This is a genomic window from Streptomyces sp. NPDC050856, from assembly GCF_040653855.1.
GTDB lineage: Bacteria > Actinomycetota > Actinomycetes > Streptomycetales > Streptomycetaceae > Streptomyces.
In genome coordinates, this window is record NZ_JBFAGV010000002.1 from 314,052 (window position 1) to 328,278 (window position 14,227).

Consider the following 14,227-nt stretch of genomic DNA (forward strand, 5'->3'; position numbering starts at 1 on the left):
CACACCGGCCGAGGACCGGGCCCTGGGTCGCGACGGCCTCCCGGGACTACTCGCCTCCCGGCTCCCGGCGCAGCACAGTGGAGACATGGCCACAGACACGGGCGCACACCGCGAGGACCCGTTCGCCGGGCCCGCCGCCGTGGCGCGGCGCGCGCTGGTGCGCGAGATCGTCGCACGGGGGGACCTGCGGGACCCGGCCTGGCGGGCGGCGTTCGAGGCGGTGCCCCGCCATCTGTTCGTGCCCTACTACTACGTCGGGGCCGTGGCGGGCTACGAGAGGCTGTGGTGCCAGGACCCCGACCCCGAGCGCCGGTCGCGCTGGCTGGCCGGCGCCTACGCCGACCGGCCGCTGGCCACGCGGGTACGGGACGGGGAGCTGGTCTCCTCCGCCAGCCAGCCCTCGCTGATGGCCGTGATGCTGGAGGCCCTGGAGGTGGGGGACGGCGACCACGTCCTGGAGATCGGTGCCGGGACCGGGTACAACGCCGCGCTGCTGGCCCACCGGCTGGGTGCCGAACGGGTCACCACCGTCGACCTGGACGAGGAGATCACCGAGGCCGCCCGCGCCCACCTCGCGGCGGCCGGTTACCGCCCCGAGGTGGTCACCGGCGACGGGGCGCGCGGCTGTCCGCACCGGGCGCCGTACGACCGGATCGTCGCGACCTGCGCGCTGCCGTCCGTACCGCCCGCCTGGCTCGCCCAGTGCCGCCCCGGCGCGCGGGTCCTGGCACCGCTGGCCACCGGCCTGATCGCGCTGCGGGTACGGGACGCCGGCCACGCCGAGGGGCGGTTCCTGCACACCTCCGCGTACTTCGTTCCGTTGCGCGGCGGGACCGGGGGCGCTTTGCCGGTGCGCACCACCGGGCTGCCCCGGCACGCGGTCGACAACGAGCTGTTCCACTTCCTGCTGACGCTCACCGCGGGAGTCCTGGAGCCGGGGGAGGCGTACGAACTGTGGCGGCGCGAGCGGCGGCCGGTGCGCGAGCGGTTCGGCGTGACGGTCAGCGGTGAGCGGCAGTGGGCGTGGCTGGACGATCCCGAGGGGCCCTTCGTGTGGCCCCTCGGGAACGTCGACCGGCCCTACGCCTACTGACCGCGGTGGATGGTGATCGTCGTCCACGCGCCCACGTGGACCCGGTCGCCGTCCTTGAGCGGAACCGGGACGTAGGGCTGGATCGGGTCCTCGGCGCCGTTGAGCGTGGTGCCGTTGGTGGAGTCCTGATCGACCACGGCCCAGGAGCCGTCCTGCTGCCGCACCAGCACGGCGTGCTGGTGCGAGACGCCCGGGTCCTCCGGCGGCACGGACAGGTCGATGTCCGGCGACTCGCCCGTGGAGTGCCGGCGGCGCCCGATGGTGATCTGGTTGCCGGACAGCGTCAGGCGCTGTTCCGGTGAGTACGTGGGCAGGTTGAGGCCCACCGCCTCGGGGCCACTGCGCTGCATCATGGCCCGGAAGTACTCCCGGTCCGGCGCCACGACCGCCGTCCAGCCGGCGGGGGGCTGGTAGTGCGGCGGCTGAGGAGGCTGCGGCGCGTGGGGTGCCTGTGGCTGCTGCGGCGGCTGCGCGCTGTGCGAGCCGTGCTGCCGCGGGGGTGCCTGCGGTGCCTGCGACGCGGGGGCCTGCTGCGGTGCGGGTGCCTGCTGGTGCTGTGCGGGTTGCGGTTGCGACTGGTACGGCGGCGACGGGTGGGCATGCGGCTGGTGCGGTTGCGGTGCCTGCGGCCGGGCAGGGGGCGGCAGCACCCAGTCGTCGTCGCCACCGGCCGGCTGCTGCGGCTGCTGCGGCGCCGGGGGCGGGCCGCCGGGCTGCGGGAACGCCGGAGGCGGCGGAGGCGGCCCGGCCGGCCGCTGGAACGCCTGCGGAACCGGCGGAGGACCTGCCTGCGCCGGCCCGCCCTGCGGGCCGTGGGGGCCCTGCGCACCGCGCGGGCCCTGCGGGGCCGACGGCTCGGCGCTCAGCGGCCCGGCGGGCGGGTTCACCCGGGACGGGCGCGACGCCTGGTATTCGTAGGGGTCCGGCGGGCGCGGCGGCTGCTGGGACTGGAAGCCGGGCGGCAGGTCCAGCGGGGGCGGCACGGGAGCGCCCGGCCCGCCCGGACCACCCGCGCGGCCGGGACCGCCGGGACCGCCGCCCGGGGTGCCGGGGGCGGGTCGTGGGGCCAGGGGGGTGTAGGAGGTCGCCGTGTTGGTGATGAAGTTCCACCGGCACTCCTCGCAGAAGGGCGCCATGGCCTCGCGCGGGGTGCGGCACTGCGGGCACAGTTCCGCCTGGACGGTGGCGTTCGGGTCCCGGCCGGGGCCGCCGGGGCTCCCGGGGCCGTCCGGGCCCGGGTATCCGTACGCCGGCGGCGGCGGCGGTGGCGGCGGGGGAGGAGGCGGCGCGGCGGCACTCGCGGGCGCGCCCGGCCCGGCCATGCGATGGCCGCAGACCTCGCACCAGTCGTCGGAACCCGACTGGTGTCCGTTCGGGCAGGTCGGCATGTCGGCGCTTCCCCCTCTCCCCGTGCGGCCCCCCGGGGGCCGGTCAGATGCCTACTTCTTCGTTCTGTTCCTGCACGCGAACGGTCTTGGTGGAGCGCGTTTCGAGCGTCATCCTGTCCGCTTCCGCGACCTTCGCCTTCAGTCGCACAGTACCCGTCGCCACGTCGACCACGTCCACCACCTTCGCAAGCAGTTTCGCAGTGTCCGTGTTGCCCGAGGCGGTCGCAAGCCGCACCGCGCGGCCCAGCTCTACGGTGGCGTCCGGGAAACCGCCTGCCTTGCGGGCTTCAATGCCTTGTGGGCAAGTTGCGCCGATTCGGCCTGTCCGGCGCAGTGGGAGACCCGGGGGCTGATGGCGGTCCGGGCGGTCAGGTCATCCGTCCACACCGCCCGCACCAGACCCTGAGCGAGCGTGCGCGGCGTCCCGCCCGCCGGGCCGGGCAGGACAGCGGGGACCGGGCCGGCATCCCCTGGCCGGCCCCGGCCTCCGGCACGGGTACAGCACAGGTGGTAGTCGCGTGACTCGTTGCCCCACGAGCCGGTCGGGCAGTCCCCCCGCCGCGCCGCGCGGCCCCGCCCCAATGCGGCGGCCCGTCAGGTCCTCGACGGTCGGCGCCACTCGCGTGACGTACCTGGGCTCGCCCCCGGCCGGCGTCCGCCGTCGCGGGGCGACGCCCGCGATCCCCTTCCCGTACGACAGTGGGAGCAGGGGGGCGGACCACCGGACCGGCGGCCACCCGGGCTCAGGCCGGTCCCGCCCCCGGCGCGGAGGCGGCGAACGGGAGCACGGCCACCGTCACGTTGTCGTGGCCGCCGCCGTCGAGCGCGTGGCCGACCAGCACCCGCGCGCTGTGCAGCGGCCGGGCGGCGGCGTCCGGCGGCACGACCCGGGCCATCTCCTCGGCACCCTCCGCGTAGTTCCACAGGCCGTCGGTGCACACCACCACCACACCGGGCCGGTCCGGTTCGAAGGAGACGGTGTGCGGCTCCACCTCGTACGCGTCGGCCCCCAGCCAGCCGGTGATGGCGTGGGCGCGGGCGTCCGCGTACGCCTCGGCCTCGCTCATCAGGCCCGTCGCCACCATCTGCGCGGCCCACGAGTCGTCCTCGGTGAGCCGGGCCGGCGGGACGTCGCGGTCGTCCGGCACCCAGTAGGCCCGGCTGTCGCCGACCCACCCGACCACCAGCAGGCCACCGGCGGCGACCGCGCCGACCACGGTGCAGGCCGGGGCGTTGCGGTGGCGGCGCGGATCGTGTCCCGCGTCCTCGTCCTGGCCGGCGAGGGCGTCGACCGCCCCGGCGGCGGCGACGATGGCCTCGTGCATCGCCTGCCGCGGATGTGTGCCGCCGGGCAGCGCCCGGAGCAGTGAGTCGTTCGCCGCGGTCGCGGCGGCGGCCGACGCCTCGTCCGGGCGGGTGGCCGACGACACCCCGTCGCAGACGATCGCCACGACGGCCGGTGAGCCGTCCGGCAGGGCGGTGGTCGACACCGCGAAAGCGTCCTCGTTGCGGTGGTGGCGCAGCCCCCGGTCGCTGACCGCGGCGACCGGGCCCAGCTCCCGTTCCATGTGGTCGCGTTCGCGGGGCTGGGCGTGGCCGCAGTTCTCGCAGTGCCCGTCCGGGTCCACCCGGCCGGTCCGGCAGGCCACGCACGACCCGGCCGAGGCGGGCGCCGGTGCGGCGGGCGGTGCCGGCGGTGGTGCGGCGGGCGGGGAAGGCACCGCCGGCGGCGGTGCTGCCGGCGACCGGGGAGGTCCCGGCGGCGCGGGCGGTGCGGGCGGCTGTGCGCCGCGCGGTCCGGGGGCGGGCAGCTCGAAGTCCCCGCCGCCCCGGGCCGCTCCACCGGGCCGCGCCACACCGCCGGGCGGTGAACCGGCCGGGGGAGCGGGCCGCTCCTCGGGCGGCGCGGGTACGACCGACAGGTCGTACCCGCACGCGCCACAGAACAGGTCACCCGACTCCAGCGGCTCCTCGCAGCTGGGGCAGGCGGACAGCTGGTGCATCTGCGACATCCTTCACACCCATGTCCGGGGGCGGAGGCGGTTGGCCCGCTCCACCAGGTCGATCCTCTCCTCGCCGCGCTCAGCGAGCCGGGCGAGCACCCGGTACGAGCGTTCCAGGCCGAGGCGCAAGCCGCGTTCGTCCAGTTCGCTGCCGAGCAGCCGGGCCTGTTCGGGCCTCGCCCCGGGGCTACCGGAGAGTACCCAGTCCAGTGCCTTACCCAGTACCTCGGCCGTCAGTCGCGCACCGCGCACCGTGTCGAGACCGGCCCGGCGCAGCGCCGCCACCTGGCCCGCCGCGGCGGTCAGGTCGTCGAGCGGCGGCTCGTGCCCGTGCCGGCCGCGCAGCCGGGCCCGCACGGCCGCGACCCGGGCCGCCGTCCGGTGGACCGGCGCCTCGGGGACCGACTCCAGGACCCGTACGGCTCCCGCCCGGTCACCGGCCGCCAGCCGCACCCGGGCCAGGCCGAACGCGGCACTGACATGGCCCGGGTCGGTCCTCCACACCAGCCGGTAGTACCCGGCGGCGTCACCGGTCCGGCCCAGCACCTCGGCGCACACGCCCAGGGCGAGCTCGGGGGCCGGCTCGCCGGGGAAGGCGTCGTGGACCGCGTCGAAGGACAGCGATGCCCGGTGGTGGTCACCGGTGGCCAGCGACACCACACCCCGGTACCAGACGACCCGCCAGTCGCCGGGGTACCGCTCCTCCAGCGCCGCCAGCGTCTCCGGCGCCCGGACCGGGTCGGCGAGTTCCAGGTGCGCCCGCACCTCGCGCAGCCGCGGCTCCGGGGAGCTCACCGGAGCCGAGCGCAGCGCGGCGACCAGCTCGGCCGGGGCGGCGGCCGGCAGCCCGGCCAGGATCCCGGCGCCGGGGTCACCCGGGTCCACGCGCGGCACGGGGAGGGCCAGCGCGCCGGCGTGGGTGTCGAACGGGGCCGGCGGGGGCGCCACGGCAAGGGCGGGGCCCGGGGCGGCCGGCGACCCGGTTGCGGAACCGTTCTTCCTCCTCGCCACCCGGGCCCGGCCGAACAGGCCCGACCGGCCGGCGGACCCGCCCGCACTGCGCACCGACACCGAGCGGGACGCCGTGCCGGCACCGTCCGACAGGCCGCCGGAGCGCCGCCCCGGCACCGGGCGGCGGGACGCCGGGGAGCGCGCCGGGCCGGAGGCGGGGGAGGCGCCGGACGCGTACGGCGGGCCCCCCGACGGCCGCGCCGAGGGGCCTGAGCCGCCGCCCGTGCCGCCGCCCGCACCCCCGCCTCCGCGACCGCCGGCGACGCCCGTCGGTGGCGACGCCACGAGGCCCGCCCCGGGCTCCCGCCGGCCGGCCGGGGCGGCCCCCAGCGGCGGGAGCCCGCAGTGGTCGCAGCAGAGCTCACCGCCGCCCATGTCCTCGCAGGAACCGGCGCAGCCCGGGCGCTGACAGCTCTTCACGGGCCCTTCCCCCTACCGTCCGCCGTCCGGTGGCCCGGACAGCGCCTCCAGGGCCGCCCGCTGGTAGCGCAGCACCGCCTGCTCGGCCGCCCGCAGGTCGCACGGCGCGCTCCACAGCATCCGGCGCGCCAGGTCGTACCGCTCGATCAGCAGCGGGTCCTCCGCCAGACCGTGCCGGGCCACCTTCGCCCGGTAGGCGTCGAGGCGCCCGCGCAGTTCCGCGCGGACCGCGAGCGGCGCCGTGACGGCGGTCAACGACTCGCGCGCCCGCAGCAGTTCCTCCTCGGCCTCCCGCTCCAGCGCCTCCAGCAGCGGCGACAGCCGGTGCCACTGGGCGTGGCGCCGGTACTCCGCGGCGATCGCCAGCCGTTCCTGCAGCGCGGTCGGCGGGCCACTGACCGCCGGCACCTCGGAGGCGGCGATCTTCGCCAGCACCTCGCCCCGGGCCGCCCGCGCCTCGGCCAGCGTGCGGTCGGCCCGCGACAGCACGTCACGCAGCCGCAGCAGCCGTGCCTCCGAGTCCTGCCGGACCTGGAGCACCGCCTCGATCTCGCGGCGCACCTCCTCCAGGGCCCGGGCCGCCCGGTCGTACCTCTCGGTGTCCGGCCGCCCACCGCCGGGCGCCGAACTGCCCGCCGCCGGACGCCAGAACGCCAGCGGGTCGGTCAGCACCCGGGCCCGCAGCGCGGCGAGCTCACGCGTGATCGACTCCAGGTCGTCCCCGGCCGGGTGCTCCCCGGGGCGCACCCCCACGGAGTGCGCCAGTGACCGCGTACGGCGCAGCTCGGCGGCGAGCAGGTCTATCCGCGCGGGCAGCGCCGACCACACCGCGTCGGCCGTCACGATCAGGTCCAGCGAGCTCGCGTACAGCTCGTTCATCCGGTCCACCAGCCGCTCCAGCGTGAACCGCTCGGCCAGTGCCGAACCGCCGCCGGGGACCGTGACGCTCTCACCGCGCAGCCGCTCGGTCAGCTCCACCAAGTCCTCGTGGCTGGGCCAGCGCCGCCGGGCACGCAGCCGGCGGGCGTCGTCCAGGGCGGCGGTGTACGCGTCGAAGTACGTCCACAGCAGGCCGATCGTCCGCTCCGCGCCGGCCCAGCGGTCCCTGGTCGTGCCGGTCAGCTCGGCGCCTTCGAGGAGTCTGCGGCCCGCGTGGTCCTGCAGAGCGAGCAGCGAGTCCTCCACCGCCTTGTGCTCCGCTCCCAGCCGTGCCAGCGCACGGTCCACCTCGTCCCGGTCCATCACCTGCCCGGGAGGGCCCGTGACGCCCATCGATCACCTCTCCGCTCTCGCCCGCTTCGGTCAGTCGGTCCGGTACTTCGGCACCGGCGGGCCGGATATCCCCGGCAGGTCGGCGCGCAGCCACGTGTCGTAGGCACGGGCCCAGGCGCCCACGGCGTCGGCCACCGGCGCGCGCCCCGCCGGGTCGTCGGCGAGCCGGCCCGCCTCACCCAGCGCGGCGCCCAACGTGTCCATCCCCGCGGCGTACTCCGTCTCGTACTTGTCGTGCTTGCCGTCGTCGGTGAGCACCGCGCCCCGGGCCACCAGGGTCAGGGTCTCGTCGGCCCGCGCCTCGAGGGAGCCGATCCGTGCCTCGTTCAGCACCTTGAGCGAATCCTGACCACGGGCGCCGGCCTCGTGCGGGTCCGCCCGCGCGACCGCGTGACCGGCGGCCAGCCACGCCAGGGCCACCGTCGCCGCGGCGGTCGCGGCGAGCAGGCCGACGTCGAACACCCGGTTGGTGCGCAGGCGGGAACGCCGCTGGGCCCACAGGAGCGCGGCGACGGCCACGGCGCCGAGGGCGAGCGACGGCCACGGCCACGCCCGCGCGGCACGGTCGTTCCCGCCGAGCCGGGCGGTCCCGGCCGCGTGGAGCCGCTCGGCGGCGGGCAGCAGCCGGGTGGCCATCCGCTGGTCGGCGTCGGCGTACCGCAGATGGGCGCCGCCCAGCGGCAGTCCCTGCCGGCCGGCGGCGCGGGCGCGCTCGACCAGGCCCGTGCAGCGGGGGAGGTTCTCGGTCAGGACGGTGATCCCCCGCACCGACTCCGCCGAACCCTCGGTGTTCGCCGCCGCCCTCACCAGCAGCCGCGAGACGGTCGCGATGTCCTTCTCGTACCACCGGCGCACCTCGGCGCGCTCCCGCACACCGGCCAGGAAACCACCGGCGGCGGCGGTGTCGGCGTCCGCCGGCGAGCGGTAGATGTCCGCCGCGTCGGCGCTCAGCGGCTGACTGCGGCCCACCACGTCGTCCGCGGCCGCTGCGCGGTCGGTGACCTCGACGGCCGTGACCGCGCCGAACGTCACGACCGGCGCGGCCAGGACGGCACCGAGGATCCGCAGCCGCCCCGGCTCGGTGGTCGCCGCGGCCCGCAGCCGTGCGCCGCCGTCCGCCCACGCCCCGGGCCGGGCGGGCGCGTCCGGAGCGTCCGGTGCGTCTGTCACGTGACCTCCCCCTCGGTCGCTCACCGCAGTATGGCCACAGGGGCCGGCGTTCACACCAGGCTTGACTCGATCTTGTGCTTGCCGCGCCGGGCGGTCGCCGCACCCGCCCCGGTCGTGCCCCGCCGTGCGGGAACCCGCCCCGCCCCTCGCACCCCCGTGCGGCCCAACCCCTCTCTGGGACACGACGATCGGCCCCGATCGGTTCCCCCGGCGGGGCTGCCTCCGCACCGGACCGCGCCCCGGCAGTCCCTCCCCGGCTCGGCGCACCGTGGCGCGGGCCTACCCGTAGTGCGCCCGCAGCGCCGCCCGCACCCGTGCCGGGGCGCCCACGTGGTCCAGGCCCAGCAGCCCGGCACCCAGCACCGGTGGCCGGGTCACCACACGGAGCACCGCCCTGGGGGCCCTGACGGCCAGTGACCGACCGATGGGCTCCTCCAGCAAGGGGTGCCGCGCGGCCAGCACGCCGCCCCCCAGCACCACCGGGACCTCGGCGTCCAGCAGGCCGAGCCGGTCCAGGGCGACCGCCGCCATGGTGACGACCTCCTCCGCCAGCCGTTCCACCAGCGCCCGCGCGACCGGGTCGCCGCCGGCGGCGGTGGCGAACAGCACCGGCGCCAGCTCGTGCCGCCGCTCCCGGGGGATCCGCCCCAGGTGCAGCGCCTCGACCAGCGCGTACACGGAGTCCAGCCCGAAGTGCGCGGGCAGGGTCCGCGTCAGTTCGGTCGGCCCGCCCCGCCCGTCCTCGGCCCTGGCCGCCCACCACATCGCCTCCTCGGCGAGCCCCGAACCGCCGCCCCAGTCACCGGAGACGCGGCCGAGCGCCGGGAACCGCGCGGTCCGCCCGTCCGGCAGCATGCCCACGCAGTTGATCCCGGCGCCGCACACCACCGCGACGCCCCGCGGCTCGTCGGCCCCCGCGCGCAGCACCGCGAACGTGTCGTTGCGCACCTCGGCCGTCGCGCCCCAGCCGCGCGCCCGCACCGCCTCGGCCAACCGCCTTTCCTCCACCGGCAGATCGGCGTTGGCCAGGCAGGCCGAGACATGGCCGGCGTACGGCGGGCCGGCGAGCCGGGCCGCCGCGCTCGCCTCGGCGACCGCCTCGGCCAGGACGTCGACGGCGGCCTCGACCCCCACCGCCGGCGGCTGGAAGCCCCCGCCGCGCGCCGCGCCCAGCACCGTCCCGTCGGCGCCGATGACGGCCACGTCCGTCTTGCTGTTGCCCGCGTCGATCGCGAGTACCGAAGCCCTCACGCCCACGCCAGGTGCTCCCGGTTGTGCGCGATCAGCCGGTCGGTGAGCGTCTCGGCGTACTCGTACTGCCCCACCAGCGGGTGGGCGAGCAGCGCCTTGAACACCCGGTCGCGGCCACCGCGCAGCGCCGCGTCCAGGGCCAGCTCCTCGTACGCCGTCACGTGGGCGATGAGCCCGGCGTACAGCGGGTCCACGGCGGGCACCGCCAGCGGGGCGGCCCCCCGCCCGTCCACCGCCGCCTGCACCTCCACCACCGCGTCGTCCGGGAGGAAGGGAAGCGTCCCGTCGTTGCGGGTGTTGACGACCTGTGTCGCCGGCCCGCCGCCGGCCAGCAGCGCCGCGGCCAGTTCCACGGCCGCCTCCGAGTAGAAGGCGCCACCCCGCTGGGCCAGCAGCGCCGGCTTCTCGTCGAGTGCCGGGTCGCCGTACATCTCCAGCAGCCGCCGCTCCATCGCCGCGACCGCCTCGGCGCGGGAAGGACCGCCGCGCAACTCGCCCACCACCTCGTCGTGCGCGTAGAAGTAGCGCAGGTAGTACGAGGGGACGACGCCCAGCCGGTCCAGCAGCGGGCGCGGCAGGCGCAGGTCGGCCGCGATCGCGTCACCGTGCCCGGCCAGCAGCCCGGGCAGCACGTCCTCGCCCCGCGGCCCGCCGAGCCGCACCCCGAACTCCCAGGTGAGGTGGTTGAGCCCGACATGGTCCAGGTGGACCTCGCCCGGCGCGACGCCGAGCAGCCCGGCGAACTTCCGCTGCAGGCCGATGGCCACGTTGCACAGGCCGACGGCCTTGTGCCCGTCCTGGAGCAGCGCCCGCGTCACGATCCCGACCGGGTTGGTGAAGTCGATGATCCAGGCGTCGGGGCTGGACCGCCGTACCCGCTCGGCGATGTCCAGCACCACCGGCACCGTGCGCAGTGCCTTGGCCAGGCCACCGGCGCCGGTCGTCTCCTGGCCGACGCAGCCGCACTCCAGCGGCCAGGTCTCGTCCCGCTGCCGCGCGGCCTGCCCGCCGACCCGGAGCTGGAGCAGGACCGCGTCCGCGCCGGCGACACCGGCGTCCAGATCGGAGGTGGTGGTGACGGCACCGGGATGGCCCTGCCGGGCGAAGATCCGCCGGGCCAGTCCTCCGACGAGCTCCAGGCGCTCGGCGGCCGGGTCGACCAGGACCAGTTCGGTGATCGGCAGCGTCTCGCGCAACCGCGCGAAACCGTCGACCAGTTCGGGGGTGTACGTGGAACCGCCCCCCACCACAGCCAGTCTCATACGCGGCTCAGCCCTTCCCCTCGGTCGGTCCCACACCTTCGGCCGGTCCGGCACCTTCACCTCCGGCCGGCGCCTTCACTCCGGCCGGCGCGGCGCCCGGAACGGCGCCGGCCCCGGCCGGGTGCCCGCCGTCCCCGCGTGAGGTGTCGAACACCTCGTCCCGGACCGCCGCCAGGGCGCTCTCCAGCGCGCCCCGGAGCACCGGACGGTCGCGCACGGCGCCGATGACCAGCCGCGGCCGGGACGCGGCCAGTTCACCGAGCTCGTCCTCCACCCGCGCGCGCAGCGCTTCCCCGCCGGCGGTGATCACCTCGCCGGACACCACCACCAACCGCGGGTCCAGCACCGCGACCAGCGAGGCGAGACCGGTGGCGAGCCGGGTCGCGTAGACGTCCCGGAGCCGCCGGTACGGGCCGGGGCCGGCCTCGGCGGCGCGCGCCAGCAGCGTGGCGGCGGCCCGCGCGGGCGGCCCCTTCGGCACGTCGGCGACGCCCAGCTCGCGGGCCAGCCGGGTCAGCGCCCGGGCCCCGGCCAGCTCCTGGAAGCCGCCGCTGTTGGCCCGGGTGACCCGCCGGACCAGCGGCGCGCCCGGCACCGGCAGGAAGCCGACCTCACCGGCCCCGCCGGTGCACCCCCGGTGCAGCCGCCCGCCCAGGACCAGGGCGGCGCCCAGGCCCTCCTCGTTCCACAGCAGGACGAAGTCCTCGTGGCCGCGCGCCGCCCCGAGCCGCTGCTCGGCCACCGCGACCAGGTTCACGTCGTTGTCGTAGGCCACCGGCACCGGCAGCGCGGCGGCCAGCTCCTCCAGCAGCGTGGCGGAGTGCCACCCGGGCAGGTGGGACGCGTACCGCAGCCGCCCGGTCGACGGGTCGAACGCGCCGGGCGTACCGATCACCAGCCGGCGCACCTGCCGCCGGTGGATCCCGGCCGCCTCCACCGCCCCGTCCAGCGCCTCGGCCACCCGCGCCACCGCGCCTCCGGCCCGCCGCCCGGGCGTCGCCGACTCGTACTCGCCCACCACCGCTCCGGTCACGTCGGCGACGGCCGCGCGCATGCGCCGGGGCGTGACGTCCAGCCCGGCGGCGTACCCGGCCCGCGGGTTCACCCCGTACAGCCGTGCGCCGGGTCCCGGCCGGCCCCGGCTGGTCCCGGCGGCCACGACCAGCCCGGCGGCCTCCAGCCGGGCGAGCAACTGGGAGGCGGTGGGCTTGGACAGGCCGGTGAGTCCGCCGAGCCGCGTCCGCGACAGCGGCCCGTGCGCCAGCAGCAGGTCCAGCGCGGCCCGGTCGTTCATCGCCCGCAGCACACGCGGGGTACCGGGGGTCCCGGACACGGCCGCACCCGCTCTCCGCCGACTGTAAGGAAGGTTTCCTGTTCGTTGCCCGGGAACCTAGCCAGGGGGCGCGGGCGCGTCAACACCCCGCGCACACCCCCACACCGCGGGCCCGCACACCCGCGCGCCCCCGCACCCGCGGGCGGGGGACGTCGCGGCCGGGCCGGGCGTCACTTCGACAGGTTCGGCGGCGGGGTGAGCGGTGTCGTGGCGACCGACTGCGGCGAGGTGGGGGCGGCGAAGGCCGACGGGGGCGCCATGGCGGCCGTCGGGTCCGGGGCCGGGTCCTCCGCGGGGGCCGGCAGGCCGCCCACGATGCGGATGCCCGCCTCGTCGAAGGCCCGCTTGATGCGCCAGCGCAGCTCGCGCTCCACGCCCAGGGCCTTGCCGGGCATCGTCTTGGCCGCGAGGCGGACGGTCATGGAGTCCAGCAGCACCTCGTTCAGGCCCAGGACGTCCACCGGGCCCCACAGGCGCTCGTTCCACGGCTCCTCCTTGGCCATGGCCTCCGACGCCTCGGCGATCACCGCGCGCACCCGGTCCAGGTCCTCGGTCGGGCGGACCGTGACGTCCACCGTCGCGGTGGACCAGCCCTGGCTGAGGTTGCCGATCCGCTTGATCTCGCCGTTGCGGACGTACCAGATCTCACCGTTGTCGCCGCGCAGCTTCGTCACCCGCAGACCGACCTCGATCACCTCGCCGGATGCCACGCCCGCGTCGATGGAGTCACCGACCCCGTACTGGTCCTCCAGGATCATGAAGACGCCGGAGAGGAAGTCGGTGACCAGGTTGCGCGCGCCGAAGCCGATCGCGACGCCCGCGACACCCGCCGAGGCGAGCAGCGGCGCCAGGTCGATCTTGAAGGCGCCCAGGATCATCAGGCCCGCGGTGCCCAGGATCAGGAAGGACGCCACCGAGCGCAGCACCGAACCTATGGCCTCGGAGCGCTGCCGGCGGCGCTCGGCGTTCACCAGCAGGCCGCCCAGGGCGGTGCCCTCCACCGCCTGGGCACTGCGGTTCATCCGCGCTATCAGCTTGGTGAGGGCGCGGCGGATCAGCATGCGCAGGACCAGCGCGACGACGAGGATCAGCAGGATGCGCAGGCCGGTGCTCAGCCAGGTGGACCAGTTCTCCTCCACCCAGCCGGCGGCCTCACCGGCCTGCTTGGCGGCCTCGTCGAGCGTCACCGGGCGGGGTGAGGGCTCGGCGGCCCATGGGAAGGACACGGCGGGGAACCTCCAGGCATGACAATGGCTGACCAACCACACTAACGGGGCACCCGGGGTCCTTCGTTGCCATGTTCGAGGGAGAGGAACGTCTCACCCCGGGGTGACCTGGGGATGAGTTCGATGTGGTCGAAAACACTCCGAGCCCGTTACCGGTACGTGGTGGCGCTTCGACCTGGCATGAGGAGAGACTGAGAGCAGATCGTCCCGGCGCGAGCCACGCGCCGCCGGCGTACAAGGAGGCATCGGTGCCGCATGTCCTGGTCCTCAACGCGTCGTACGAACCCCTCGGTGTCGTACCGCTCCGCCGCGCGCTCGTCCTCGTGCTCGAGAACAAGGCCGTATGCCTCGAGGAGTCCGGCGCCTTCATGCACAGCGCGACGCGGGTGATCGCCGCGCCCAGCGTCGTGCGCCTGAAGCGGTTCGTCCGGGTCCCCTACCGGGGGCCCGTTCCGCTGACCCGCAAGGCGCTCTTCGCCCGCGACGGCGGGCGCTGCATGTACTGCGGTGCCGTCGCGACCAGCGTCGACCACGTGGTACCGCGCAGCCGCGGCGGCCAGCACGCCTGGGACAACGTGGTGGCCGCCTGCCGCCGCTGCAACCACGTCAAGGCCGACCGGCACCTGCGCGAGCTGGGCTGGCGCCTGCACCAGCAGCCCGCCCCGCCCTCCGGCCTGGCCTGGCGCATCATCGGCACCGGCCACCGGGACCCGCGCTGGCTGCCGTACCTCCAGCCGTACGGCGCCGAGGACGCGATGGCCCGGATCGACGGCGTCTCCGCCTGACGGTCCGGGCCAT

At 76.7% G+C, this 14,227-nt stretch carries 10 protein-coding genes and 2 pseudogenes; 2 read left to right on the forward strand and 10 right to left on the reverse strand.

Annotated features, from left to right (window positions below; genetic code table 11):
- The first annotated feature begins 85 nt into the window (after positions 1 to 85).
- Entirely contained in the window at positions 86 to 1,093 is a 1,008-nt protein-coding gene (locus tag AB0H53_RS03265) for a methyltransferase domain-containing protein (protein WP_362106334.1), read from the forward strand.
- Here the strand turns inward: AB0H53_RS03265 and AB0H53_RS03270 are convergent.
- The 10 genes and pseudogenes from AB0H53_RS03270 to AB0H53_RS03315 all read right to left on the reverse strand — a co-directional run bounded on the left by AB0H53_RS03270 (position 1,087) and on the right by AB0H53_RS03315 (position 13,429).
- A complete protein-coding gene (locus AB0H53_RS03270) occupies positions 1,087 to 2,481 on the reverse strand; it encodes an FHA domain-containing protein (RefSeq protein WP_362106336.1) in 1,395 nt (464 codons plus the stop codon). The two genes, AB0H53_RS03265 and AB0H53_RS03270, sit on opposite strands and share 7 nt — an antisense overlap.
- A 43-nt stretch (positions 2,482 to 2,524) precedes the next feature.
- Positions 2,525 to 3,190: pseudogene (locus AB0H53_RS03275) on the reverse strand (hypothetical protein); the annotation flags it as partial.
- Positions 3,191 to 3,224: 34 nt separating this feature from the next.
- A complete protein-coding gene (locus AB0H53_RS03280; protein ID WP_362106339.1) occupies positions 3,225 to 4,493 on the reverse strand; it encodes a PP2C family serine/threonine-protein phosphatase in 1,269 nt (422 codons plus the stop codon).
- 3 nt (positions 4,494 to 4,496) lie between these two features.
- Positions 4,497 to 5,408: pseudogene (locus AB0H53_RS03285) on the reverse strand (tetratricopeptide repeat protein); the annotation flags it as partial.
- A gap of 519 nt (positions 5,409 to 5,927) precedes the next feature.
- Positions 5,928 to 7,187 carry a hypothetical protein gene (locus AB0H53_RS03290; RefSeq protein ID WP_362106342.1) on the reverse strand — a complete coding sequence of 420 codons (1,260 nt, stop codon included), beginning with the start codon at positions 7,185 to 7,187 and terminating at the stop codon, positions 5,928 to 5,930.
- 30 nt (positions 7,188 to 7,217) lie between these two features.
- Positions 7,218 to 8,288, reverse strand: a complete 1,071-nt coding sequence (locus tag AB0H53_RS03295; RefSeq protein WP_362106454.1) for a hypothetical protein — start codon at positions 8,286 to 8,288, stop codon at positions 7,218 to 7,220.
- 348 nt (positions 8,289 to 8,636) lie between these two features.
- The gene (locus AB0H53_RS03300; protein ID WP_362106345.1) at positions 8,637 to 9,614 is read right to left on the reverse strand and encodes a BadF/BadG/BcrA/BcrD ATPase family protein; all 978 of its coding nucleotides are present in this window, start codon (positions 9,612 to 9,614) and stop codon (positions 8,637 to 8,639) included.
- A complete protein-coding gene (locus AB0H53_RS03305; RefSeq protein WP_362106348.1) occupies positions 9,605 to 10,870 on the reverse strand; it encodes a 6-phospho-beta-glucosidase in 1,266 nt (421 codons plus the stop codon). Before AB0H53_RS03305 ends, AB0H53_RS03300 begins: the two co-directional genes overlap by 10 nt.
- Before the next feature lie 7 nt (positions 10,871 to 10,877).
- Entirely contained in the window at positions 10,878 to 12,164 is a 1,287-nt protein-coding gene (locus AB0H53_RS03310) for an ROK family transcriptional regulator (protein WP_362106351.1), read from the reverse strand.
- A gap of 209 nt (positions 12,165 to 12,373) precedes the next feature.
- Positions 12,374 to 13,429 carry a mechanosensitive ion channel family protein gene (locus AB0H53_RS03315; RefSeq protein ID WP_362106354.1) on the reverse strand — a complete coding sequence of 352 codons (1,056 nt, stop codon included), beginning with the start codon at positions 13,427 to 13,429 and terminating at the stop codon, positions 12,374 to 12,376.
- Positions 13,430 to 13,677: 248 nt separating this feature from the next.
- Between AB0H53_RS03315 and AB0H53_RS03320 the strand changes: the two genes are divergently transcribed.
- Complete coding sequence (locus AB0H53_RS03320) at positions 13,678 to 14,214, forward strand: HNH endonuclease (protein WP_362106357.1); 537 nt, start codon at positions 13,678 to 13,680, stop codon at positions 14,212 to 14,214.
- Positions 14,215 to 14,227: the final 13 nt, after the last annotated feature.